This window comes from Domibacillus antri, assembly GCF_001936625.1.
GTDB classification, from domain to species: domain Bacteria; phylum Bacillota; class Bacilli; order Bacillales; family Domibacillaceae; genus Domibacillus; species Domibacillus antri.
Genome location: NZ_MSDU01000020.1, coordinates 14,577 through 37,160, shown reverse-complemented (window position 1 = coordinate 37,160; position 22,584 = coordinate 14,577). Strand labels below are relative to the sequence as shown.

Below are 22,584 nucleotides of genomic sequence, written 5' to 3'. Positions count from 1 at the left end.
GAAAATCCCCTTATTTTTTGACTATTTTTGTCTATTTTAAAAGATGTTCGCGGGAAGAGCAATGAGAGAAAGCTCGATAATTGAGTGGAAATAAAATTAATGCTATTCTCTATGAAGAATAATGATGAAGGAGAGACTTATTTATGTCTAAAAAAACATTTACTGTTACAGCAGATACAGGTATTCATGCACGTCCTGCAACACTTCTTGTACAAACAGCAAGCAAATTTTCAAGTGATATTAACTTAGAATTTAATGGGAAAACAGTGAACATGAAATCCATTATGGGTGTTATGTCCCTCGGAATCGGCAAAGGTGCGGAAATCGCCATTTCTGCAGACGGAAGTGATGAAACAGCTGCGCTTGAGGCCATTACTTCTTTATTAAAAACGGAAGGACTGGCAGGCTGATGACTGGAATTTTAAAAGGAATCGGCGCATCTGACGGAATTGCCTTTGCGAAAGCATACCGCTTAATGGAGCCGGATCTTACAGTCGAAAAACGGACTGAATTGGATACAGCAGCTGAAGTAGAGCGTTTCCGCGCTGCAATGAAAAAATCGGAATCAGAGCTTGAAGTCATTAAAGAGAAAGCACGGCGTGACCTCGGAGATGACAAAGCGGCTATTTTTGAAGCGCATTTGCTTGTGTTGAACGATCCCGAATTGACGGGGCCAATTGAGGATAAAATTAAGTCGGACTCTGTGAATGCGGAATATGCTTTACAGGAAACAGCCAATATGTTTATCGGTATGTTTGAAGCGATGGACAATGAATACATGAAAGAACGTGCGGCCGATATTAAAGATGTAACGAAACGTGTACTTGCCGCCCTTCTGGGTGTCGATCTACCGGCTCCTGCCCTTATTGCGGAAGAAGTTGTGGTTGTGGCAGAAGACTTAACCCCTTCTATGACAGCGCAATTAAACCGTGAATTTGTAAAAGGGTTCACGACAGATATTGGCGGACGTACGTCTCATTCAGCGATTATGGCCCGTTCACTGGAGATTCCGGCAGTGGTCGGAACAAAAAATGCCACAGCTGATATTCAAAACGGTGATTTAATTATCATTGACGGTTTGGAAGGCGAAGTGCACATTAACCCGACAGAAGAGGTGGCTGCTGAATATAAAAAACGCAGCGAAGCCTTTGCTAAACAAAAAGCGGAGTGGGCAAAGCTGGTCAACGAACAAACGGTGACAGCTGACGGCCATCATGTGGAGCTTGCAGCAAACATTGGGACACCTGATGATCTTGCCGGCGTTAAATCGAACGGCGGGGAAGGTGTTGGCCTGTACCGCACAGAATTTTTATACATGGGCCGCGACAACCTGCCGACAGAAGAAGAGCAGTTTGAGTCATACAAAGCGGTTCTTGAAGGAATGGAAGGCAAGCCGGTTGTTGTGCGTACACTTGATATTGGCGGCGACAAAGAGCTTCCGTACTTGAATCTGCCGCACGAAATGAATCCATTCCTCGGCTTCCGGGCAATTCGTCTCTGCCTGGAAGAACAGGATATTTTCCGTACACAGCTTCGCGCATTGCTTCGTGCAAGTGTATACGGAAACTTAAAAGTTATGTTCCCGATGATTGCAACAGTGAACGAATTCCGGGAAGCAAAAGCAATTCTTCTTGAAGAGCGGGCAAAACTTGAATCCGAAGGCACTGCTGTAGCGGAAAAAATTGAACTCGGTATCATGGTGGAAATTCCATCAACTGCCGTTATCGCGGATCTTTTTGCGAAGGAAGTGGATTTCTTCTCCATCGGTACAAATGACCTGATTCAGTATACAATGGCGGCTGACCGTATGAATGAACGCGTATCTTACTTGTATCAGCCATATAACCCATCCATTCTGCGCCTTGTGAAAATGGTGATTGAAGCAGCGCACAAAGAAGGTAAATGGGCGGGGATGTGCGGCGAAATGGCCGGCGATGAAACAGCGATTCCACTTCTTCTTGGCTTAGGTCTTGATGAGTTCTCGATGAGTGCGACGTCTATTTTAAAAGCGCGCGCGCAGTTGAAAAACTTGTCGAAAGAAGACATGGAAGCACTTGCGGCTAAAGCAGTGACGATGTCGACAGCTGAAGAAGTCGTTGAACTTGTACAGTCAATCGGCCAAAAATAATTTTTCAAAAATTAGTGTAAAAAAAGAAGAAAGGGGAATAATACTAGCGTAACCGGTTTTTCATTCTCCATTTCTCTCACTTTTGTCCGGGCGGATGCTGCCCGGACTTTTTTTGTGCAGAAATATCCGGATCTATGTGATAATGGAAAAGAATACATAATTGGGGGTGTTTAAATGGGGAAAGAAAAGGTTGGATTTATCGGTACAGGCGTGATGGGGAAGCACATGGCCTTACATTTGCGAAAAGCGGGATATCCATTGTACGTTTATACGCGTACGAAATCGAAAGCGGCTGATTTGCTTGAAAAAGGTGCAGCGTGGTGCGATACGCCGGCGGACTTAGCGTCAAAAACAGATGTGGTCTTTACAATCATCGGTGAGCCGAAAGATGTTGAGCAAGTGTATAAAGGGGAAAACGGCCTGTTTGAAGGGGGTCACGCGGGCCAGATATTCATAGATATGACAACATCGAAGCCCAGTCTTGCGAAAGAGCTTTACGTAAAAGGAAAAGAAATAGAAATTGATGTACTGGATGCTCCTGTTTCCGGGGGCGACGTATTCGCAAAATCAGGGAAGTTGTCCATCATGGTTGGCGGAGACGAAATGGTTTTTAACAAGATGAAACCTTTGTTTGACACATTCGGTGAAAATATAGTATATCAAGGCAGCGCGGGTGCAGGCCAGCATACAAAAATGTCGAATCAAATAGCCATTGCCTCCACCATGATTGGTGTTTGCGAAGCGATTACATATGCGAAAAAGGCCGGACTTGATCTGGAAACGGTATTGAAAAGCATCTCTTTAGGTGCCGCGGGCAGTTATGCATTGACTAATTTGGCACCGCGTATGATGAAAGGAGATTTTGAACCGGGCTTTTTTATTAAGCATTTTATTAAAGATATGAAAATTGCGCTTGAGGAAGCTGATCGGATGGACTTGAAATTGCCGGGATTATCTTTGGCAAAAGAAATGTATGAAGAACTGGCGGCGGCAGGGGAAGCGGAAAGCGGAACGCAGGCATTGATCAAACAGTATACGAAGTAAAAAAAGGAAAGGGGCTGTCTCAAACGTTCAATGAGACAGCCCTTTCTTCATTTCTATTCTATGTTATTTTTGCAAATAGAGAAGGTACTGTTCAATTCTTTCCAGTCCCTCGCGTATTTCTTCCATACTGCATGCGTAGGACATCCGGAACCATCCTTCACCGGACGAAGAAAAGGCGCTTCCCGGCACAACGGCCACTTTATATTCTTTCGCTAGCGTTACACAAAAATCAAATGAAGTGCCTTTATAGATTTCGGGCAATTTTACAAAGAAATAAAACGCCCCATCCGGCTTCACTGTTTTGAGTCCAAGCGACTGCAGCTTTTCATATGTGAAGTCGCGGCGGATTTTGTATTCGCCACGCATTGGAAGAGCATCATCCACACCTGCTGTAAGGGCTGCAATCGCAGCTTTTTGAGAAATGGATGATGCGCACGAAACATTATACTGGTGAACTTTTAACATATGACGGGCAATGTTTTCCGGCGCAAATAGGAGACCGATCCTCCATCCGGTCATCGCATGTGACTTTGACAGCCCATTAATAACGATCGTCTGCTCCGGAAGGAAAGACGCAATCGATATGTGAGGGCGTTCGTATACAATTTCACTGTAAATTTCATCTGCCAAAATAAATAATTCATGTTTTTTCGCCAGTTTTGCAATATCCATGAGTTCAGAATCGGTTAAGCTGACACCGGTTGGATTGGAGGGATACGGCAAGATGATGACTTTCGTCCGTTCTGACAGCGCTTGTTCAATTAAATCAGCCGTCATGCGAAAGTCATTTTCAGTGGTATTAACCATCACCGTTTTTGCTTCACATAAATGAATGATGGGTTCATATCCGGGATAAACCGGTCCAGGTACAACGACTTCATCACCTGGCTGTAAAATGGTCCGCAGCGCAATATCAATAGCCTGGCTCGCTCCAACTGTAACGATGACTTCTGATGCTGCTTTATACGATACACGATATTTCTTTTCATAAAATGCGGCCGCCGCCTTCTTTAATTCCGGAAGGCCGGCATTTGGTGTGTACACAGTCGCATTTTGCTGAATGGCTTCTATTCCCGCTGCCTTAACATGCTCCGGTGTGTGAAAGTCCGGCTGTCCAATGGTTAAAGAGATCATATTTTCCGTCGTGCCGACAAGGTTAAAAAATTTACGGATACCGGAGATTTCAATCTCTTTGACGCGTTCGTTTAATCGATGTTCCATTATGTATACCACCTTTATTCATTCTAACTGTTATTATAATGTAAAAGAATCTTTACGAATATTAAAGAAATCTAAACTTTTCTTTCCTCCACGTTCTTTTATTTCATGATATAGTAAAATAAAAACACAAGGGGACTAATGGCTTATGACAAACGATTACGGAATTCTACTTGAGTCTGGCACAAATGAACTGGAAATTGTCGAATTTGAAGTGCAGAACAATAAATATGGTATCAATGTCATGAAAGTAAAAGAAATTATTCAGCCGATGCCGATCACATTTATTCCTCATGCACATGATCATATCGAAGGGATCATTCAGCTCCGTGGTGAAGTGCTTCCAGTGATCGATATGGCAAAAGTACTCGGCATGCCTCCATCGGAAAACCAATCGTCAGATAAGTATATCGTGACGGAATTTAACCAGCAAAAAGTGGTGTTCCACGTTCAAAATGTAACCCGTATTCATCGCATCTCATGGAACGACATTGAAAAACCGTCCGAAATGTACCAGGGCGGAAACAATCAGATTATCGGTGTCATTAAAATTAACGGCACGATGATTTTATTAATTGACTTTGAAAAAATTGTCGTCGATATTAACCCGCATTCCGGTATCCACGTCGATCAAATTCGCAGCCTTGGGAAACGGGAACGCTCTGAAAAGCAAATTATCGTGGCGGAAGATTCTCCTCTTCTCCGCAAACTGATTCATGATACGCTGAATGAAGCGGGCTACGAGCGGGTTGAATTTTTTGAAAACGGCCAGCATGCCTATGACTTTCTTGAATCAACACTCGAACAGGAAAATACGTTTGAGAAAGTACAGCTCGTCGTGACAGACATCGAAATGCCTAAAATGGACGGCCATCACTTAACGAAACGCATTAAGGAGCATCCGCAATTGAAAAAGATGCCGGTTATTATTTTCTCGTCGCTGATTACGGATGAGCTTCGCCATAAAGGAACAGGGGTCGGCGCCGATGCGCAAGTAAGCAAACCTGAAATTGCGCGGCTTGTCGAGTATATTGACGAACTTGCACTTTAAAAAAGAAAAAGGACGCTTGCCGGGCGGCTGCGTCCTTTTTCATTCTAATAGGATTGCCCGAGCGGTTTAAAAACAGGTTTTGTATACTTTTTGCGGGCGGGCGGGCTTGGTTTTGACCGATCCTCCGTCATACCGGTATACGTTTCTAACAGCTCTTTTGCTTTTGACAAACTCATCGAACAGCGCGGATTGCGGATTTGTTCATTGAGGCGTCCAAGATGAGGAAGCTGGTTGAAGTCTTCTTTGCACGGCGGCATATGAAACGTGTATTGACCACAAGAGACAAGAACGTCTGACTGCTGCCGGCTGTTTTTTGGGTTTCTGGAAAAGTGAAGGCCTTTTTTCTCCGCTTTGCCTTCTTTAATCATTTTTAAGAGGGCTTTCTTTTTCAATGCATATAAATACTTCGGATTTGTGGCCGTCTTTGCATGGCGGTTAACCGTAAAGATCGCTTTGGCGAGGATGTCGTCAGATGAAGGTTCGGTGAAAGGTTCGGATAGTTTACTCACAATTGTGACTCCTTTCGCACTCATTTTTTCTTATTATATACTGTTTGCATCCAATTTGAAAGCATTCACAACGGGTTGCATGGTATATTTAAAAGGAAAACATGAATATAAAAAGAAAGCAGGAAAGCCGATGGAGCACAGCAGGACAGCCATAATTGATATCGGGTCAAATACAGTCCGCCTTGTTTTATACAAAGAACAGGGAACGGGAATTGAAGAATTTAGAAACGTCAAAGCGCCGCTCAGACTGCGCCGTTTTCTGGATGAAGACAGCAAAATGAGCGATGAAGGGGTACAGCTGTTGTTGGAAGCATTAAAGAACTTTCGTGAAGTGCTTGACTATTATGATGTGACAGAGGTGGAATGTACGGCGACGGCTGCCATCCGCCAGGCAAAGAACAGCAATGAAATTATTCAAAAGGTAAAGAAAGAAACCGGATTTCAAATCCGTCTCTTATCAGGTGCAGAAGAAGCATACTACGGATTATCCGCCGTGCTGAAAACGATGCCGGCTGATAATGGATTAACGATAGATATTGGCGGCGGCAGTACGGAAATTACATTGTTCGAAAACAGAAAATTGAAATATTCACATAGTTTTCCATTCGGAGTCGTTTCACTGAAAGAGCAGTTTATTGAAGAAGACAGGATGAAACCGAAAGAACAGAAGAAAATGGCCGAATACATTCAAAGTGAATTTGCCAAATTTTCGTGGCTGTCCAATGCGCCGGATGGTGTTATTGCAGCAATTGGAGGCAGTGCGCGGAACCTGGCAAGTGTGCAGCAGTTAAAAGAAAATTACCCGCCTCTCGGTGTCCATGGCTATGAATTAACGTTCGATGCGCTTGACAGCCTTCATAAGGAATTATCGATGTTATCATATGCCGAGTTTGAAAAAGTAGATGGCCTTTCGAATGAGCGGGCAGACTTAATTTTGCCGGCAATTGAAGTCTTTTATCAACTGGCTGTTTATACAAAAGCTGCCGGTCTGCTCGTCAGCTCACGCGGACTGCGCGACGGGATTATGCTTGAACGCATAAAAGGGGGTCGCTGGGAAACAGCATTGGATGTAAAGCGAAACGGGATAAAACGTCTTTTGAAAGTATATGGACACGATCCGGAGCACCATCATCAAATGATGGAACTGACCGAAAAGATGCTGAAAGGCTTTGAACAAGAGGGCGTACTGAATGTGTCAAAGAAGGAACGGTTCATGATTGAGCAGGCAGCGGTCCTTTTTTATCTGGGTGAATACATTTCATCGAGTTCAAAAAGCCGGCATACGTTTTATTTATTAATTAATTCATTGTTTGACGGATTTACGCACCGTGAAAAAGCATATCTTTCGTTAACGGCGTCTTTTACGAATAACTCGACGTTAAAGCAGTATATCGAAGAGTTTAACGGCTGGTTTTCCAAAGAAGAGATTCAGAAAATGCGTGAATATGGCGCCATGCTCAAGCTTTGCTTCAGCTTAAACAGTTCGAAGCGCAGCGTTGTGCAGAATCTGGATGTGAAAAAGAGAAACAACGCTCTTCTTATAACGGTTTACTGTGAAGGAAATGAATTAGCCGAGCGGTATCAAAGCGAAAAGCAAAAAAGACATCTTGAAAAAGCCTTACAAACCAAAATTGAACTGCATTTCGAACAAATGATGAAATAATGGAAATGGGGGATTCCGATGAATGGACAAACAGCCGCCGATTTAGCGAATCCGCAATATTATAATAATCGTGAGCTTAGCTGGCTAAATTTTAATCAACGTGTTTTACAGGAATCATCAGATTTGAACAATCCGCTTCTCGAACGCATGAAATTTCTGGCGATTTTCAGTTCAAATCTGGATGAGTTTTTTATGGTGCGGGTGGCTGGTTTAAAGGACTTGGTGAAGGCAGGTTTTAATAAACCGGAGAATAAAGCCGGCTTGACGCCAAAGCAGCAGCTGAAAGCGATCAGCGTAAAAGCGCATGAGCTTGTACATACGCAAAACCGTGTCTTGACAGAAGAAATTTTACCGGCACTTGAAGAAGAAGGCTTTCATCTTTTAAAACCGGATGTATTAAACGAGGAACAGAAAGCGTTCCTTCAGGAATATTTTGATAACGAAGTCTTCCCTGTATTAACGCCGATGGCCATCGATGCTTATCGTCCATTCCCAATGCTGTTGAACAAATCATTGAATTTAGTCGTCATGCTCGAAAATGATGAGCCGGAGGCGGAAATGGAGCGGGTGGCGATTGTGCAGGTGCCAAGTGTGCTTGACCGGGCCATTGAGGTGCCTTCTGATGCAAAAGGCGGTACATTTGTCCTTTTGGAAGACGTACTCGACTATTTTATTGACCGCATTTTTCAAGGCTACACGGTAAAAAATGTGAACATGTTCCGTATTACAAGGAATGCCGATATGGAGATTCATGAAGAAGGAGCACGTGATTTGCTTCTTGAAATTGAAAAAGAACTGAAAAAGCGCAAATGGGGTGCAGCTGTCCGTCTTGAAATTAAGTCGCAGGATCTTGACCGGCATGTGCTTGATTATTTGCTCGATGAACTTGAAATTCATTATAAAGACGTATATGAAATTGACGGACCGATTGACTTAACCTTTTTATTCCCTTTCACGAAAAAACTAAGTTTATTGCGGGAAGATTTAACGTATGAAACGTTCATTCCGCAGCTGCCGGAAGATTTATCCTCCCGTGAAGACTTGTTTGAAAAAACGCTGCAGCAGGATGTTCTTTTTTATCATCCGTATGAATCCTTTGAACCGGTTGTCGATTTTATTTCTCAGGCGGCAGATGATCCGTCTGTCCTGGCAATTAAAATGACTCTGTACCGCGTCAGCGGCGATTCACCTATTATTGAATCATTAAAGCGCGCAGCAGAAAAAGGGAAGCAAGTGACCGTTCTTGTTGAATTGAAAGCCCGCTTTGATGAAGAAAATAATGTGCAGTGGGCAAAAGAACTTGAAAAAGCAGGCTGCCATGTGATTTACGGCATGCATAATTTGAAAACGCACAGTAAAATTACACTTGTTGTCCGAAAGAGAGCCGGACAGATTGAGCGTTTCGTCCATCTCGGTACCGGAAACTACAACGATGCAACGGCAAAATTATATACAGATCACGGTTTAATTACTTCGAAAAAAGAGTTTGGCATCGATGCAACAAATTTCTTCAATTATTTGAGCGGCTACATGGAAAAACCGAAATACAATCATCTTGTCGTCGCACCCTTTGATATTCAGGATGCTTTCATTAAACTGATCGATGAAGAAATTGAACTTCATAAAAAACACGGCACCGGCCGTATTATTGCTAAAATGAACTCCCTGACAGATAAGCGGCTCATTATGAAATTGTATGAAGCATCGAACGCCGGCGTGAAAATCGACTGCATTATCCGCGGTATTTGCTGCATGAAGCCGGGCATTCCGGGTGTAAGTGAAAACATCCGCGTCATCAGCATTGTCGGCCGTTTCTTAGAACATAGCCGAATTTATTTCTTTCATCATAACGGCGATCACAAAATCTATTTATCATCAGCCGATCTGATGACGCGGAATATGATCAAACGGGTTGAGATTTTATTCCCGATTCTGGAGAATCATTTAAAAAACCGATTAATGAATTTTCTTCAATTACAGCTGTCCGATAATGCGAAAGCGCGGTATCAGGATAACGAAGGAAATTATCATTACGTCACACGCGGAAAAGGCGATATCTTTATTGACAGTCAGCTTGTGTCTTTGAATAATGCCTACCGCGTGCGGGAAGACGAAGAATGACCATCAAGGGGCTGTCTCAACCATTCAACGAGACAGCCCCTTCTTCATGAATGAAAGCCGTTTTTCTTGTACTCTGGGCCGTATTTTTTGATTGTAGGCCGGTTGCCTTATCATTTGGGCCGATTTTTGAGAAATTCGGCCTTCATGAGGCAGAATCCGTCCCTAATATCGATAAATCGGGCTAAAATCAGGCGTTACCTTCCTATTTGCGGGACCGCCTCTATTTTATGGTATAATAATGAGTGAATAATCATTCATTTTGCAAAGGGGATGGAAAAATGAAAGATAAAACAGTGATCGTAACAGGCGGTTCAAGCGGAATGGGGAAATATATGGCGAAGCGATTTTATGATGAAGGCGCGAATGTCGTCATTTGCGGACGGGATCAGGATCGGCTGGCTGAAGCGAAAAAAGAAATAGCGGCTGACAGTGAGCGGTTTTTGACCATATCAATGGATGTTCGCCAGCCGGAAGAAGCGGAGCGCCTTATAAAAGAAACAGATAAAACATTTGGCCGGATTGATTTTCTCGTCAATAACGCGGCCGGTAATTTTATCTGTCCGGCTGAAAAATTATCGCCCAATGGCTGGAAAGCGGTCATTGATATTGTTCTGAATGGTACATTTTATTGTTCTCATGCGGCGGGGACGTACTGGATTGAGCGCGGTATAAAAGGGTCGATCATTAACATGGCCGCCACATATGCATGGAATGCCGGTGCCGGTGTCGCGCACTCAGCAGCGGCAAAAGCAGGGGTGCTCTCATTGACGAGAACGCTTGCTGTCGAGTGGGGGCAGCAATACGGCATACGAGTCAATGCGATTGCGCCGGGACCGATTGAACGGACTGGCGGCGCGGACAAATTGTGGGAATCAGAAGAAGCGGCAAAGCGGACGATAAACAGCGTACCCCTTCACAGACTGGGAACGCCGGAAGAAATTGCCGGACTCGCTTTTTATTTATTTTCGGATGAAGCCGGTTATATTAACGGTGAATGCATTACAATGGATGGCGGTCAATGGCTTAACCGTTTTCCATTTTAATCAAAAAGCAGCGGATTCCGCTGCTTTTTTTGATGCAATCGCTTTCTATTCTGCTTGACATCCTGTATATACAGGTGGTAAAGTCTAATTAAAGATGTATATACAAGTTTAGGAGGGAAGCTGCAATGGGAGCGTATTCAAAACAAGCTAAAGATATTGTAGAAGCTGTCGGCGGCAAAGAAAATATTGAAGCAGCGACGCATTGTGTCACAAGACTCCGTTTTGCTTTAAAAGATGAAAGCAAAGTGGATGAAACAAAACTAGAAGAAATTGATGTTGTCAAAGGGTCTTTTTCAGCGAACGGTCAATATCAGGTTGTCATCGGGCAGGGAACGGTCAACAAAGTGTACCAGGATCTTGTGGATGAAACCGGAATTGGCGAAGCGTCTAAAGAAGATGTGAAAAAAGCATCAGAAGCAAACTTAAGTCCGCTCCAGCGGGCGATTAAGACATTGGCGGATATTTTTATTCCGATTTTACCGGCGATTGTCACAGCGGGTCTTCTTCTTGGCTTAAATAATATTTTAACGGGTCAAGGTATCTTTTTTGACGAATCAATTATTGAACGTTATCCGCAGTGGGCAGATATAGCTAGCATCATTAACCTAATTGCCAATACAGCGTTTACATTTTTACCGGCATTAATCGGCTGGTCCGCTGTGAAACGTTTTGGCGGCAGCCCGCTTTTAGGGATTGTCCTCGGATTGATTCTTGTACATCCGGATTTATTGAACGCATGGGCATATGGGGCTGCACAGGAAGCGGGGGAAATTCCGGCATGGAATATTCTCGGGTTAGAGATTGAAAAAATCGGCTACCAAGGCCAGGTTTTGCCGGTTCTGTTCGCGTCCTACCTGCTGGCTAAAATGGAGGTCTTTTTAACGAAGCGTGTTCCGGAAGGCATTCAGCTGCTAGTTGTTGCGCCAATCGCTTTATTGGTTACAGGATTTGCGGCATTTATTGTCATCGGTCCTGTCATGTTTACAGTCGGGAACGCCATTACGGATGCTGTTATTTTCGTATTTGATAAAGTTCCATTGATCGGCGGTCTCATTTATGGCGGATTTTACAGCCTTCTTGTTATTACGGGCATGCATCATACGTTTCTCGCGGTGGATTTACAGCTCGTTGGATCCCAATTAGGCGGCACGTTCTTATGGCCGATGCTCGCTTTGTCCAACATTGCACAAGGGGCTGCAGCTATGACCATCGGCTGGCTGTCAAAAGATGAAAAATTAAAAGGCTTGTCGTTTACATCGGCGATTTCCGCTTTTCTCGGTATTACAGAACCGGCGATGTTCGGGGTTAACTTGCGGTACCGCTATGCGTTTGCTGCAGCGATGATCAGTTCAGCTATTGCCGGTATGCTGATTTCAGTGAATGGCGTATTAGCAAGCACAATCGGGGTTGGCGGTATTCCGGGCTTCCTTGTTATCAGCGAAGGCATGTCCGCTTTCTTAATTGGAATGGTCATCGTCATCATGCTGCCAATTGTCTTAACATTTATCTTTTCAAAATTTGTGAAACAAAAATAAAGGGCGAAATCTGCCCTTTTTTTCTATTAGGAGGAAGCAGCAATGAGTGAACAATGGTGGAAAAAAAGCGTTGTGTATCAAATTTATCCAAAAAGTTTTAACGATACGACCGGAAACGGTGTGGGGGATATTCAAGGCATTATCGAAAAGCTGGATTATTTGCATGATCTCGGCGTGGATGTATTATGGCTGACGCCGATTTACGAATCGCCGCAAAAAGACAACGGTTATGATATAAGCGATTATTATAAAGTGAACCCGGATTATGGCACGATGGATGATGTAGAAAAACTTTTGGATGAAGCTCACAGCCGTAATATAAAAATCGTGATGGACCTTGTCGTCAATCATACATCAACGGAACATGCATGGTTTCAGCAGTCGCGCAACCCGGATTCACCGTACCGTGATTACTACATCTGGAAAGACGGGAAAGAGGGCGGTCCGCCGAATAACTGGCAGTCGAAGTTTGGGGGTTCTGCTTGGGCATATGATGAAGTGAGCGGACAATATTATTTGCATTTGTTCGACCGGACGCAGGCTGATTTAAACTGGGAAAACCCGAATGTGCGCCGGGATTTATACGAAATGATGCATTTTTGGCTGAAAAAAGGCATCGATGGCTTCCGGTTGGATGTCATCAATTTAATTTCCAAAAACCAGCAGTTTCCAGATGATTATGAAGGAGATGGACGGCGTTTTTATACAGACGGTCCGCGCATTCATGAATTTTTGCAGGAGATGAACAAAGAAGTATTTTCTCATTATGAGCTGCTTACGGTCGGCGAAATGTCTTCTACGTCGATAGATCATTGCATACGCTACTCACATCCTGACTCAAAAGAGCTTGCGATGACATTTAATTTTCATCATTTAAAAGCGGATTATCCGGATGGGGAAAAGTGGACAGCAGCTCCATTTGATTTTCAATGGCTGAAGCAGGTCATGTCAACGTGGCAGGTGGAAATGGATGAAGGAGGCGGCTGGAACGCATTGTTCTGGTGCAATCACGATCAGCCCCGGATTGTCAGCCGTTATGGAAACGACGATCCGAAATATCGGGAAAAGTCAGCGAAAATGCTGGCAAACGTTATTCATTTTATGAAAGGGACACCTTACATTTATCAAGGGGAAGAAATCGGGATGACGAATCCCAATTTTGAACGGATTGAACAGTACCGAGACGTGGAATCACTGAATATGTACAAAATTTTACTGGAACGCGGTTTGCCTGAAAACGAAGTCATGACCATTTTAAAGCAAAAGTCGCGTGATAACAGCCGAACGCCTGTGCAGTGGAGTGATGCTCCACATGCCGGCTTTACGAGCGGAACCCCGTGGATTGAAGAGGCGGCTAATTATAAAGAGATAAACGCTGACACTGTTCAAAAAGAGGAAGAATCCATTTTTCATCATTATAAACAACTCATTGCACTTCGCAAAACAGAGCCGGTTCTCCGCGAAGGCCGCTTTCAGCTGATTTTACCGGATCATCCGTATTTATTTGCGTATATTCGGGAAGGCATTACTGAGAAATGGATTGTTGTCAATAACTTCTTTGAAGAACAGGTGCCGTTTACAGTACCGGATGAATGGAAAGCGTATCGATCCGAGCGTATTATGACAAATGATCCGGATTCCCCTGTTCATTTGTCAGACTGGACCCTATCGCCATACGAAAGTACCGTATATCGTCTGTTTAAATAATGGATAGTATGCTATAGTTTGGATGAATGACATCGTGCAGGTGAGACAGGTGAAAAAAAACAAGTATAAATACATTTATGAAGAATTGGCGGATAAAATGAAAGACGGCACTTTTCAGCCGGGAGAATTAATTCCATCTGAAAATGAGCTCGCACAGCAGTATGAAACGTCACGGGAAACGATCAGAAAAGCGTTAACGCTTCTTTCGCAAAATGGCTATATTCAAAAGCTGCGGGGGAAAGGCTCCGTCGTACTCGATACGAACAGGGCCAGTTTTCCGATTTCCGGCCTTGTCAGCTTTAAAGAGCTGGCCGATCAAATGAAAGGGTCTATTAAAACAGAGGTGGAAGAATTTAATCTGATCAAACCGCCGCCGTTTTTACAGCACCAGCTGCAGTGTAGTGCAAAGGACGATGTTTGGAAAGTGATCCGGACACGTACATTTGATGAAGAACGGGTGATTCTCGATAAAGATTTCCTGCTGAAAAAATATATTCCGGATTTGACGGAAGAGATTTGCGGGCAGTCCATTTATGCGCATATTGAGCATGACCTTGGTCTTACGATCAGTTTTGCCAAAAAAGAAATTGTGGTGGAGACTTGCACAGAAGAGGATAAACGCTATCTTGACCTGAATGGTTTTTTACATGTCGTCGTGGTGAAAAACTATGTCTATCTTGATGATGCGAGTTTATTTCAATATACAGAATCCCGACACAGGCTTGATAAATTCCGATTTGTTGATTTTGCCCGCCGTCATATGAAGTAAGCCCGGATGCATTTTTGCACCGGGTTTTTTCCTCTGGAAGAGCATAATCGTTTAAAGTCATGTATAATTATAATCGATTTGACGGAAAAAGGGGGTCCTTCGATGGACGCACTGGAAATTATGAGTAATCTCGACCGGGTCGTTCCGTATTATCAGCCGATTTTCAGCGCTGATGAACATAAAATTATTGGCTATGAAGTGCTTGGCCGATATTTGGAAGAAGATACGGCGAACAGTCTCGGCGGTTTTTTTCACGATGAAGACATCCCTGAAGAGTACCGGCGCGAAGTGGAGGATGTCATTTTAAAAAAAGCGCTCGATGCCTTTTCTGCAGCAAAGCAGGAATCGATGCTATTTATTAACCGGCAGGCGTCAGGACTGCTGGAGGACTATGGTGAATCGTTTCTCGCAATCATTGAAAGTTATGCCGATAAAGGGGTCTCGCTTGATCAAATCGTGCTGGAGATCTCTGAAGCGGATTACAGTGCGGCACTTGACAATATTTTACGCTATTACAAAACGCTCGGCATCCGTCTTGCTGTTGATCATATCGGCGAGGTGAACGGAGATATTCGCCATTTTGCCGGATCATCACCGGATATTTTAAAAGTGAGTCTGCGGGCGCTCAGAAAAGATGCAAGCGATCAGACGTATAAAAACATTGTGTATTCCTTATCGATGTTTGCCCGGAAGATCGGGGCGTCGCTTCTATTTGAAACGGTGGAAGTAGAATACCAGCTTCAATATGCATGGAAAAACGGCGGACGCTATTATCAAGGGTTTTATCTTGCGGAGCCGTCTGCGGATTTTGCGGACCCGAACCAGCTGAAAGACATGCTGCGCGGGAAATGCAGCCGGTTTATTGCGTATGAAAAAGAAGCGCTCCGCAGCGTCTATACGCTGGCGGATAAAATTGAGACCGAACTTGATATCATTTTGTTGAAATTCAAGACGGCGCGAAAAGAAAAACTGCTTGAAGAAATTGGCCGGCATTTCAATGACATGTGTTTTCGTCTTTATATTTGTGATGAGAACGGCTTTGAATTGACACCAAATTATTTTAAAAAAGACGGAGAATGGATCTTTCAGCCGGAATATTTAGAAAAAAATTGGAGCTGGCGTCCATATTTTCTGGAAAATATTTTGCGTATGAGAAAAAATGGCGGGGGTCTTATATCAGATTTATACAGCGATATTGAAACAGGCGAAACGATCCGGACATTTTCTTATCCAGTGGGTGACAATGAGTATTTATTTTTTGACATATCCTATGATTTTTTATACGACCAGGAAGGCCTTTTGTATTAACGTATAAGAAAGAAGAGAAGTGGATAAAATGGCAGACATCACGAGTATAAAGTAGGTGGCTGCTATTACAATGTTTGCAGTTGTATCCATTCTGCTGCTTGCCGCTTCCATTTTTGCCACGATGATGGTGATGAGACGGGCTTCAGCCGGCAAAGAAAAAGATGAGCTGGGACAGCCTGTCCGCCGTCATCCATACGCTCTTAATCCAGTCATCTGGACGTATGTGGCAGCAGCGGTTGTTTTTCTAGGAATCATTATCATGGTTTGGATGAGGGGACGCTGATTTTTTGGCGTCTCTTTTTGATTGAATCCGATGAAAAAAGGGTACAAAAAAGTTGGATTATAAAATCGATGTATGGTATATTTCTTGTGCTTACTAAAAGGATTATGAATCGAAAGGGGTCGACAATATATGTCACAGTTAGTGGGAATTGTACAGCGTTTAAAGTCATTGCAGGAGGGCGGAGAACAGGGAGAAGTGCAGCAGCGCCTTTTTGAATTGAACGGAAAGACGCTTTGCCAGGTTAAATATTTCCCGAATAAAGATACATTTGAGCTCGAAGTGTACGATAAAGATGGAAAAGGAAGCAAATATCCATTTGACGATATCGATATGACAGCGATCGAAATTTTTGAACTGCTTCAGGAAGCAAAACAGCAGGAACAGGAATAAGTCGTTTGCCATTTGGGAGCCGACTCTTTTTAAATGGAAAAGAACGGCTCGTCTGCCTGGCACTTTGCTGTTCCAATTTGCTATAATAGAAGATGAATAAAGCGCTTACAAAATTGGAAAAGGAGTATCAGTATGATTTCCTTCAAAAACAAAGATGTACTGCAGACAAATATTATGGATTATATTATTCCAGGTGAGAAAGTAGCATTCGTTCAGCGGGGAAACAGTCTGGAACATGCCCTGCTCGTATTGACGAAGAGCGGTTATACAGCTGTGCCTGTACTGGATGCAAAGTACCGTCTGGAAGGGCTGATCAGCAATACGATGATTACAGAAGCCATCCTTGGGCTTGAGCGGGTGGAATTTGAGCGTCTTGAAGAGATGAAAGTAGAGGAAGTGATGGCGGTGGATAAACCGCGTTTAACCATTCACGACCATTTTCGAAAAGCGCTCGGTCAATTAATCAATCATCCATTTTTATGTGTCACGGATGAAGAAGGTTATTTTAAAGGGATTTTGACGAGACGGGTCATTTTAAAACAGCTGAATCAATATGTTGATCAGCTGATTTGATGAAGATCCGCCCATGCGGCGGGTCTTTTTACGTTTGAAAGAAGGTATGATGATGAGTGAAAGAAAGACAAATCGTCCCTTTGTCCTCGCAGCTGTCATGCTGGCGATGTTTATGGGTGCGATCGAAGCGACCATAGTGTCGACTGCGATGCCGGACATTGTAGCGGAACTTGGCGGGTTTTCATTATACAGCTGGGTATTTTCAGCCTACCTGCTGATGAATGCAGCAACGGTCTTAATATACGGAAAACTGTCCGATATTTTTGGGCGGCGTCCTGTTCTATTTATAGGGATCGGGATTTTTTTAATCGGATCTGTCCTGTGCGGGTTTGCGGTTTCCATGGAGCAGCTGATTGTATACCGTTTCATTCAAGGAATCGGAGCCGGAGCGGTTATGCCGGTTGCGACAACCATTGTCGGCGATATTTATACGAAAGAGGAAAGGGCAAAAGTGCAGGGGTATTTGGCGAGTGTGTGGGGGATTTCAGCAGTGTCCGGCCCTGCCCTAGGCGGAATGCTTGTTGAATTTGTTTCTTGGCGCTGGGTATTCTGGATCAATGTGCCGCTTGGTGTTGTTTCAGTCATGATGCTGTTTCTGTTTTTACATGAAAAGGTCGAGAAAAAGAAACCGGAAATTGATTACATAGGTACCATATTGTTTTTAATTGGTATTTCAGTATTCATGTATCTTCTTGTTGAGGCGGGAAAAACGGCGTACACGGTGCCCCTTCTTGCCGCTGGAATGTTAGCTCTCCTCTTCTTTGTCATTCATGAACGGCGGACGGCGGTCCCGATGATTCCATTTCATCTATGGAAAGCCCGTCCTATTTTGATTGCGAATGTCGTATCTTTGACGACCGGGATTATACTGATTGGCATTTCGACATTTTTGCCGATGTATGTTCAAGGCCTTATGGGAGAGAGCGCAACGGTTGCAGGATTCACACTGACGGCGATGTCAATCGGCTGGCCGATTGCTTCTTCCTTATCCGGAAAGCTCATGATGTCAGTCGGATACCGGACAACGACGTTAATAGGCGGTGCGGCGCTATTGGCCGGCGGGCTTATGTTTGCCTTTATGGATCCGTCATTCGGTCCTTTGTGGGCGGGCGCTTCTTCTTTTATTACCGGCGTCGGCATGGGGCTGACCTCCACCGCGTTTATTGTATCTATTCAAAACGCGGTAGAATGGCATGAAAGAGGAGCAGCAACCGCCTCGAACATGTTTATGCGCAATATCGGTAATACGATTGGGGCGGCATTACTTGGCGGTGTGCTGAACAGCCGCCTTGCCGCCTATTTACAGGCTAACCCTGAGGCCCCTGCAAGTTTGTCAGTGGATTCCATCAACGAGCTGCTTGGGGAGGGTGCCGCGATGACCCATTCTGCCCGGTTTATTTTAAATGAAGGGCTGACGGCATCTCTTCACGCCGTTTATTGGGTTGTATTTCTATTTGCGGTGGTTTCGTTCGCGCTGCTGCTGTTTTTAAAGAAAGGGGAGTAAAAAGATGTCCTTTTCAGAATTTCGCCTTTTGACCGTGCTGGCTGAAGAAATGAATATGAGAAAAGCGGCAGAGCGTCTTTTTGTCTCCCAACCGGCTTTATCCCAGAGGCTGCAGACGATTGAAAAGGAATGGGAAATGAAAATTTTCAACCGTTCCACAAAAGGGCTGTCGTTAACGCCCGCTGGTGAACTAATCGTTGAATATGCAAAAGAAACGCTTGAGAAAAAAGAACGGCTGCTGGAAGAATTGCAATCACTTGAACCGCAAGTTCATGGAACGTTAAAAATTGCCTGTGCGACAATCGTCGGGCAAAACTGGCTTCCGAAAGTGTTAAAGTTATTTGTTGAACGGTATCCTCATGCAAAGATTCAATTGATGACCGGCTGGAGCAGTGAAATTTTAAAAGCGCTGTACGAAGGAGACGTCCACATCGGTATTATTCGGGGAACACCTGAATGGAAAGGTCGGAAAATTCACTTGTTTGAAGATCCGCTTTATTTAGTGGATAAAGATATTCAAGATGTGGAAGAAGTGTTATCAACTGATAAGCCGTTCATTCAATTTAAAAGTGATTCCAATTACGACCAGGAAATTCAAGAATGGTGGCATAACCGTTTTCAAATGGCGCCAAAGCGGTCCATTGTCGTGGATCAAATCGAAACGTGCCGTCAGATGGCTTTCAATGGCCTTGGTTATGCAATATTGCCTGCGATCACGCTTTTAAATAAGGAAAATGACTTGTATAAAATACCGCTTCTTGACCGGGATGGGGAACCGATCCGGCGTGATACATGGATGCTTGGCTATGATGCGGCGTTTGAACTCCGTCAAGTGCAGGCTTTTGTCGAAACGGTAGAACGGTTTATGCAATATTCGGATGAATATCGCTTGTGAAAATATCTTCACTTTGATAAAGTAAAGGCAGAAAAATTCATTATGAGCAGTTTCAGGAGGAATACATAGTTATGAAAATGATGGACGCACATGAAATTATCGCTTTTATCGGCAACAGCACAAAATCAACACCGGTAAAGGTATACGTAAACGGAGACGTTGATGGCATTGACTTCGGCGCTTCTTCGAAAGTGTTCGGTGAAGGGAAATCCGCTGTTGTATTTGGTGAGTGGGCAGAAGTGTCTGAAGCATTGGAGCAAAACAAAGATAAAATTACGGATTATGTAGTCGAAAACGACCGCCGCAATTCCGCGATTCCGCTTCTTGACATGAAAAACATTAAAGCGCGTATCGAGCCGGGCGTTGTGATCCGAGATCAGGTTGAAATCGGCGATAATGCGGTAATCATGATGGGTGCTTCCATCAACATCGGCGCTGTGATCGGTGAAGGAACAATGATTGATATGAACGCGGTTCTGGGCGGACGCGCAACAGTTGGTAAAAACTGTCATGTTGGTGCAGGAGCAGTTCTTGCGGGCGTTATTGAGCCCCCGTCTGCATCACCGGTTGTGCTTGAGGATAACGTATTAATCGGCGCAAATGCAGTTGTGCTGGAAGGCTGCCGTATCGGGGAAGGTTCTGTTGTAGCAGCAGGAGCGATCGTGACGGAAGATATTCCTCCATTCTCGGTGGCTGTCGGTGCACCGGCACGCGTTATTAAACAAATTGATGACAAAACAAAATCAAAAACAGAAATTATGCAGGAACTCCGCAAGCTGTAAAAGCGGTGATGATGAACGCGTGGGCAGTTGCTCACGCGTTCTTTTTGAAAAGGGGGCTATACAATGAGTCGATTTGTCGAAATCCGCCGTGATCTTCATCAAATTCCGGAGCTCGGTTTTGAGGAAGTGAAGACACAGCAGTACTTATTAAATTACTTACGTACATTGCCGCAGGACCGCATGGAAATGAAAATATGGCGGACGGGTATTATTGTGAAAATCAGCGGAATAAAACCATCGAAAACCATTGGCTGGCGCACGGATATTGATGGCTTGCCGATCATAGAAAAAACAGGTCTTCCGTTTTCATCCACTCATGAAGGACGGATGCACGCATGCGGACATGATGTCCATATGAGCATTGCACTTGGCGTGGTGACACATTTTACCTCGAATCCGATCAATGATGACCTCGTTTTTATTTTTCAGCCGGCTGAAGAAGGTCCGGGAGGCGCTGAACCGATGATGGCTTCTGAGGAGCTGCGCGAATGGATGCCGGATGAAATCTATGCGCTGCATATAGCGCCGGAACACCCGGCGGGGACGATTGCGACAAAGCCGGGTCTGTTGTTCGCCAATACTTCGGAATTGTTTATTGATTTCAAAGGAAAAGGCGGTCATGCAGCCTATCCGCATGAAACAAAAGATATGGTCGTTGCGGCGTCTTATTTTGTCACACAGCTTCAGTCAATCGTATCTCGGAATGTTGATCCGCTTGACAGTGCTGTGGTGACAATCGGGAAAATGACGGCCGGTGCCGTTCAGAATGTGATAGCGGACCATGCGCGACTGGAGGGAACGATCCGTACGTTGTCACCGGAAGCGATGGATAAGGCAAAATCGCGCGTTCAGGCGCTATTAGAAGGAATTGAGTCATCGTTTGAATGCGAGTCGGAAATTGACTGCGGCAGCGGATACTATCAAGTCTATAACGATCCGGAAGTAACCGGGCGCTTCATTCAATTTGCAAAAGAGAAGAAGGACATACAGTTTGTGCTGTCACGCGAGGCGATGACAGGGGAAGACTTTGGATTTATGCTGAAAGAAATACCAGGCATGATGTTCTGGCTTGGCGTCGGGTCGGATTATGGACTCCATCATGCTATGCTGAACCCGGATGAATCAGCAATTGATAAAGCGATCTCGTTTATTACTCGTTATTTTACTAAGCTTGGACATGTATAAATTGTTTTCATCCTATTATTTGGCAGTACTGAAAGGCGGTTTAAAAATCGTCCATTTAGTCAAAAGATAAGCTCAACTTATATAAACGCGTATTATTTTGTTATTTCGACTAATTATGGTAAACTAAACTAGTGATTGAATAAGTATTTGTCGTTTTAAATAATCTTTTTTTATTTAAAATGATTACAATGAATAGTTGACACTTTATTTTTCAATAGTTATAATGATTTTGTGTAAAGAAAGCAAGTGATAATTCACCACTTCTTTCTCATTTAAAAACAAATTTTTTGGAGGTTTTTTATTCATGGCAGAACGTATGGTAGGTAAACAGGCTCCACGCTTTGAGATGGAAGCAGTACTGGCAAACAAAGAGTTCGGTAAAGTAAGTCTTGAAGAAAACATGAAAAACGACAAATGGACTGTTCTTTTCTTCTATCCAATGGATTTCACTTTCGTATGCCCGACAGAAATTACAGCTCTTTCTGACCGCTACGATGAATTCGAAGATCTTGATGCGCAAGTAATCGGCGTGTCTACAGATACAATCCATACTCACCTTGCATGGATCAACACTGACCGTAAAGATAACGGACTTGGCGATTTGAAATACCCGCTTGCAGCGGATACAAACCACACTGTATCACGCGACTTTGGCGTATTAATCGAAGAAGAAGGAATTGCGCTTCGCGGATTGTTCATCATCAATCCAGAAGGCGAACTTCAATACCAAGTTGTGAACCACAACAACATTGGCCGCGACGTAGATGAAACACTTCGTGTGCTTCAAGCGCTTCAAACAGGCGGTCTTTGCCCGGCGAACTGGAAACCAGGCCAAAAAACTCTTTAATACATGATTTTTTTATCGGGGCCTAACAA

At 43.9% G+C, this 22,584-nt stretch carries 21 protein-coding genes; 19 read left to right on the top strand and 2 right to left on the bottom strand.

What is annotated here, in order from left to right; all coding sequences use genetic code 11:
- The first annotated feature begins 143 nt into the window (after positions 1 to 143).
- The 3 genes from BTO30_RS09955 to BTO30_RS09945 all read left to right on the top strand — a co-directional run bounded on the left by BTO30_RS09955 (position 144) and on the right by BTO30_RS09945 (position 3,172).
- A complete protein-coding gene (locus BTO30_RS09955) occupies positions 144 to 410 on the top strand; it encodes a phosphocarrier protein HPr (RefSeq protein WP_075398576.1) in 267 nt (88 codons plus the stop codon).
- Positions 410 to 2,128 (top strand): phosphoenolpyruvate--protein phosphotransferase, encoded by a 1,719-nt coding sequence (ptsP, locus tag BTO30_RS09950; protein WP_075398575.1) that lies wholly within the window; start codon positions 410 to 412, stop codon positions 2,126 to 2,128. The genes BTO30_RS09955 and ptsP overlap by 1 nt, the downstream gene beginning before the upstream one ends.
- Before the next feature lie 174 nt (positions 2,129 to 2,302).
- The gene (locus BTO30_RS09945; protein ID WP_075398574.1) at positions 2,303 to 3,172 is read left to right on the top strand and encodes an NAD(P)-dependent oxidoreductase; all 870 of its coding nucleotides are present in this window, start codon (positions 2,303 to 2,305) and stop codon (positions 3,170 to 3,172) included.
- A gap of 63 nt (positions 3,173 to 3,235) precedes the next feature.
- Here BTO30_RS09945 and BTO30_RS09940 read toward each other — a convergent pair whose 3' ends face one another.
- Entirely contained in the window at positions 3,236 to 4,393 is a 1,158-nt protein-coding gene (locus tag BTO30_RS09940) for an aminotransferase A (protein WP_075398573.1), read from the bottom strand.
- A 145-nt stretch (positions 4,394 to 4,538) separates the two neighbouring features.
- Between BTO30_RS09940 and BTO30_RS09935 the strand changes: the two genes are divergently transcribed.
- Entirely contained in the window at positions 4,539 to 5,441 is a 903-nt protein-coding gene (locus BTO30_RS09935; RefSeq protein ID WP_075398572.1) for a chemotaxis protein, read from the top strand.
- A 44-nt stretch (positions 5,442 to 5,485) separates the two neighbouring features.
- Here BTO30_RS09935 and BTO30_RS09930 read toward each other — a convergent pair whose 3' ends face one another.
- Positions 5,486 to 5,950 (bottom strand): YkyB family protein, encoded by a 465-nt coding sequence (locus BTO30_RS09930; RefSeq protein WP_425429453.1) that lies wholly within the window; start codon positions 5,948 to 5,950, stop codon positions 5,486 to 5,488.
- Positions 5,951 to 6,029: 79 nt separating this feature from the next.
- On the opposite strand from BTO30_RS09930, the gene BTO30_RS09925 reads away from it, so the two are divergent.
- The 15 genes from BTO30_RS09925 to BTO30_RS09855 all read left to right on the top strand — a co-directional run bounded on the left by BTO30_RS09925 (position 6,030) and on the right by BTO30_RS09855 (position 22,555).
- On the top strand, positions 6,030 to 7,613 hold the full coding sequence (locus BTO30_RS09925; RefSeq protein ID WP_158023584.1) for a Ppx/GppA family phosphatase: 1,584 nt from the start codon (positions 6,030 to 6,032) through the stop codon (positions 7,611 to 7,613).
- Between the two features lie 18 nt (positions 7,614 to 7,631).
- Entirely contained in the window at positions 7,632 to 9,734 is a 2,103-nt protein-coding gene (locus BTO30_RS09920) for an RNA degradosome polyphosphate kinase (protein ID WP_075398570.1), read from the top strand.
- Between the two features lie 278 nt (positions 9,735 to 10,012).
- Entirely contained in the window at positions 10,013 to 10,777 is a 765-nt protein-coding gene (gene fadH, locus BTO30_RS09915) for a 2,4-dienoyl-CoA reductase (protein WP_075398569.1), read from the top strand.
- A 125-nt stretch (positions 10,778 to 10,902) separates the two neighbouring features.
- Positions 10,903 to 12,312, top strand: a complete 1,410-nt coding sequence (treP, locus tag BTO30_RS09910) for a PTS system trehalose-specific EIIBC component (RefSeq protein ID WP_075398568.1) — start codon at positions 10,903 to 10,905, stop codon at positions 12,310 to 12,312.
- A 42-nt stretch (positions 12,313 to 12,354) separates the two neighbouring features.
- Complete coding sequence (gene treC, locus BTO30_RS09905; protein WP_075398567.1) at positions 12,355 to 14,019, top strand: alpha,alpha-phosphotrehalase; 1,665 nt, start codon at positions 12,355 to 12,357, stop codon at positions 14,017 to 14,019.
- A 49-nt stretch (positions 14,020 to 14,068) separates the two neighbouring features.
- Complete coding sequence (gene treR, locus BTO30_RS09900) at positions 14,069 to 14,788, top strand: trehalose operon repressor (protein ID WP_083632362.1); 720 nt, start codon at positions 14,069 to 14,071, stop codon at positions 14,786 to 14,788.
- A 102-nt stretch (positions 14,789 to 14,890) separates the two neighbouring features.
- On the top strand, positions 14,891 to 16,096 hold the full coding sequence (locus tag BTO30_RS09895; RefSeq protein WP_075398565.1) for an EAL domain-containing protein: 1,206 nt from the start codon (positions 14,891 to 14,893) through the stop codon (positions 16,094 to 16,096).
- Positions 16,097 to 16,166: 70 nt separating this feature from the next.
- Positions 16,167 to 16,379 carry a hypothetical protein gene (locus BTO30_RS09890; RefSeq protein ID WP_075398564.1) on the top strand — a complete coding sequence of 71 codons (213 nt, stop codon included), beginning with the start codon at positions 16,167 to 16,169 and terminating at the stop codon, positions 16,377 to 16,379.
- 129 nt (positions 16,380 to 16,508) lie between these two features.
- A complete protein-coding gene (locus tag BTO30_RS09885) occupies positions 16,509 to 16,769 on the top strand; it encodes a YkuJ family protein (protein ID WP_075398563.1) in 261 nt (86 codons plus the stop codon).
- A gap of 132 nt (positions 16,770 to 16,901) precedes the next feature.
- Complete coding sequence (gene cbpB / locus BTO30_RS09880) at positions 16,902 to 17,342, top strand: cyclic-di-AMP-binding protein CbpB (protein ID WP_075398562.1); 441 nt, start codon at positions 16,902 to 16,904, stop codon at positions 17,340 to 17,342.
- 52 nt (positions 17,343 to 17,394) lie between these two features.
- Complete coding sequence (locus BTO30_RS09875) at positions 17,395 to 18,846, top strand: MDR family MFS transporter (RefSeq protein ID WP_075398605.1); 1,452 nt, start codon at positions 17,395 to 17,397, stop codon at positions 18,844 to 18,846.
- Positions 18,847 to 18,850: 4 nt separating this feature from the next.
- Positions 18,851 to 19,741: a transcriptional regulator CcpC gene (locus BTO30_RS09870; RefSeq protein WP_075398561.1), complete on the top strand. Its 891-nt coding sequence runs from the start codon at positions 18,851 to 18,853 to the stop codon at positions 19,739 to 19,741.
- Between the two features lie 71 nt (positions 19,742 to 19,812).
- Positions 19,813 to 20,523, top strand: coding sequence for a 2,3,4,5-tetrahydropyridine-2,6-dicarboxylate N-acetyltransferase (gene dapD / locus BTO30_RS09865; RefSeq protein WP_075398560.1), 711 nt, complete (start codon positions 19,813 to 19,815; stop codon positions 20,521 to 20,523).
- Positions 20,524 to 20,586: 63 nt separating this feature from the next.
- Positions 20,587 to 21,708, top strand: coding sequence for an N-acetyldiaminopimelate deacetylase (locus BTO30_RS09860; RefSeq protein ID WP_075398559.1), 1,122 nt, complete (start codon positions 20,587 to 20,589; stop codon positions 21,706 to 21,708).
- Positions 21,709 to 22,012: 304 nt separating this feature from the next.
- A complete protein-coding gene (locus tag BTO30_RS09855) occupies positions 22,013 to 22,555 on the top strand; it encodes a peroxiredoxin (protein WP_075398558.1) in 543 nt (180 codons plus the stop codon).
- The last annotated feature ends 29 nt before the right edge of the window (positions 22,556 to 22,584 follow it).

Bases quoted from the DNA above. Each gene is read 5' to 3' on its own strand.
- BTO30_RS09955 (WP_075398576.1), top strand. From the start codon at position 144: ATGTCTAAAAAAACATTTACTGTTACAGCAGATACAGGTATTCATGCA.
- ptsP (WP_075398575.1), top strand. From the start codon at position 410: ATGACTGGAATTTTAAAAGGAATCGGCGCATCTGACGGAATTGCCTTT.
- BTO30_RS09945 (WP_075398574.1), top strand. From the start codon at position 2,303: ATGGGGAAAGAAAAGGTTGGATTTATCGGTACAGGCGTGATGGGGAAG.
- BTO30_RS09940 (WP_075398573.1), bottom strand. From the start codon at position 4,393: ATGGAACATCGATTAAACGAACGCGTCAAAGAGATTGAAATCTCCGGT.
- BTO30_RS09935 (WP_075398572.1), top strand. From the start codon at position 4,539: ATGACAAACGATTACGGAATTCTACTTGAGTCTGGCACAAATGAACTG.
- BTO30_RS09925 (WP_158023584.1), top strand. From the start codon at position 6,030: ATGGTATATTTAAAAGGAAAACATGAATATAAAAAGAAAGCAGGAAAG.
- BTO30_RS09920 (WP_075398570.1), top strand. From the start codon at position 7,632: ATGAATGGACAAACAGCCGCCGATTTAGCGAATCCGCAATATTATAAT.
- fadH (WP_075398569.1), top strand. From the start codon at position 10,013: ATGAAAGATAAAACAGTGATCGTAACAGGCGGTTCAAGCGGAATGGGG.
- treP (WP_075398568.1), top strand. From the start codon at position 10,903: ATGGGAGCGTATTCAAAACAAGCTAAAGATATTGTAGAAGCTGTCGGC.
- treC (WP_075398567.1), top strand. From the start codon at position 12,355: ATGAGTGAACAATGGTGGAAAAAAAGCGTTGTGTATCAAATTTATCCA.
- BTO30_RS09895 (WP_075398565.1), top strand. From the start codon at position 14,891: ATGGACGCACTGGAAATTATGAGTAATCTCGACCGGGTCGTTCCGTAT.
- BTO30_RS09890 (WP_075398564.1), top strand. From the start codon at position 16,167: ATGTTTGCAGTTGTATCCATTCTGCTGCTTGCCGCTTCCATTTTTGCC.
- BTO30_RS09885 (WP_075398563.1), top strand. From the start codon at position 16,509: ATGTCACAGTTAGTGGGAATTGTACAGCGTTTAAAGTCATTGCAGGAG.
- cbpB (WP_075398562.1), top strand. From the start codon at position 16,902: ATGATTTCCTTCAAAAACAAAGATGTACTGCAGACAAATATTATGGAT.
- BTO30_RS09875 (WP_075398605.1), top strand. From the start codon at position 17,395: ATGAGTGAAAGAAAGACAAATCGTCCCTTTGTCCTCGCAGCTGTCATG.
- BTO30_RS09870 (WP_075398561.1), top strand. From the start codon at position 18,851: ATGTCCTTTTCAGAATTTCGCCTTTTGACCGTGCTGGCTGAAGAAATG.
- dapD (WP_075398560.1), top strand. From the start codon at position 19,813: ATGAAAATGATGGACGCACATGAAATTATCGCTTTTATCGGCAACAGC.
- BTO30_RS09860 (WP_075398559.1), top strand. From the start codon at position 20,587: ATGAGTCGATTTGTCGAAATCCGCCGTGATCTTCATCAAATTCCGGAG.
- BTO30_RS09855 (WP_075398558.1), top strand. From the start codon at position 22,013: ATGGCAGAACGTATGGTAGGTAAACAGGCTCCACGCTTTGAGATGGAA.